The sequence below is a fragment of the Halococcus morrhuae DSM 1307 genome, from assembly GCF_000336695.1.
Classification (GTDB): Archaea; Halobacteriota; Halobacteria; order Halobacteriales; family Halococcaceae; genus Halococcus; species Halococcus morrhuae.
The window spans coordinates 1-1,344 of record NZ_AOMC01000097.1; the positions used below are offsets into that span (position 1 = coordinate 1).

Annotated in this window: 3 protein-coding genes; all 3 read right to left on the reverse strand. The window is 64.4% G+C overall.

The features are described from left to right. Nucleotides 1-411 (reverse strand): amidohydrolase family protein (locus C448_RS07590; RefSeq protein WP_004053440.1); only part of this gene is annotated, 411 nt, incomplete at its 3' end. 80 nt (nucleotides 412-491) lie between these two features. Then, entirely contained in the window at nucleotides 492-965 is a 474-nt protein-coding gene (locus tag C448_RS07595) for a VOC family protein (RefSeq protein WP_004053442.1), read from the reverse strand. Nucleotides 966-1,050: 85 nt separating this feature from the next. After that, a partial coding sequence (locus C448_RS07600) for an amidohydrolase family protein (protein WP_004053444.1) occupies nucleotides 1,051-1,344 on the reverse strand: 294 nt, incomplete at its 5' end.

Sequence of the window (1,344 nt, forward strand, 5' to 3'; positions counted from 1 at the left end):
GACGACGTCCGTCCCGACCGTGCTGTCGACGTAGGCGTGCGTTCTGAGATGGAGAACGCCGTTGGCGATCGCCTGATCGGCCGCGCGGCGGGCGTTCGCCACGAGCTCGTCGTGGTCCGCCTCGGCGAAGTATGTCGCCGTGCGTTCGATCGTCTCCGCCCGATCAGCCCCGCCCTCGTTGTACCGCGGGCGGCGGTCGCCGGACGCCGAGAACGCCATGTCGAGATGGACGTGCGCGTCGACGAGCCCCGGCGAGACGAGGTTTCCCTCGGCATCGAGTTCAGTCTCGCCACGTGTTTCGATCGCCGGGCGGATCGCCGCGATCCGACCGTCGTCGACCGCGATGTCGACGGTCGTGTCGTTCCCCGGGAGGAGGGCGTTGCGGACGACGAGTGTCGGCAAGGAATCCATGTTCGTGCATGGTGGGGTATTCGCATCAATCGTCGGGATCGAGAACGTGGGTGCGATCCAGATTCAGTCAACGAAGGCTATCAGGAATCCGTATAGAGCGACGAGCGGAGACCCTCTTCGGATTGAGAAACGGTCTCCGAGCGTTTCTCCACGGCCGCCGCGATCTCCGGATCCAGCCCCTCCGTGTCGGGACGGTCGACCTCGACCAGGTTGTCGCTCGGATCACGGATGTACGTCTGGAGCGCCCCGCCAGGAAGCTCGTAGATCGCCGGCACGCCGTCGGCGGAATACTCGTCGAAGAGGTCGCGTTCCAGGGCGATGCGGTAGACGCGCTCGAAGTCGTCGACGTGGACGGCGAAGTGGTGGTACTCGGGCGCTTCGACCTGCCGCTCGAACAGGTGGAGCTGTTTGTCGCCACACTGGAGCCACTCGACCGGGACAGGCAGATCGGGAGACGGGATGCGCTCCATGCCGAACACGTCGGTGTAGAACCGGACCGACTCCGCGAGGTCGTGCGCGGAGATGCTCGCGTGGGTGAACGTTATCGAGTCCATCGTGGTATCTCTGCCAAACGGTGACTAATGGGTTGTGCTTGATCGACCCGCCCGGATCGACGATCGAGGAAGGCGATGACGGCTGCTATTCGGCTTCCCAGTCGGGTCGCTCGCGGGCGACGAACTCCCCGTAGCCGGGATCGGCGACGATCTCGCCATCGTCGGCGATCGGCTCGCCGCGGAGATAGGTCCGCTCGACGCGTCCAGTGACCTCGCGTCCTTCGTAGATCGAGTAGTCCGAAATCGAAGCGTTGTCCTCGGCGGTGATCGTGTAGCTCTCGTTCGGATCGAACAGGACGATATCGGCGTCGGTACCGGGATCGAGCGTTCCCTTCTCCGTGAATCCGAACGTTTGGGCGGGGTTCGCGCACATCATCCG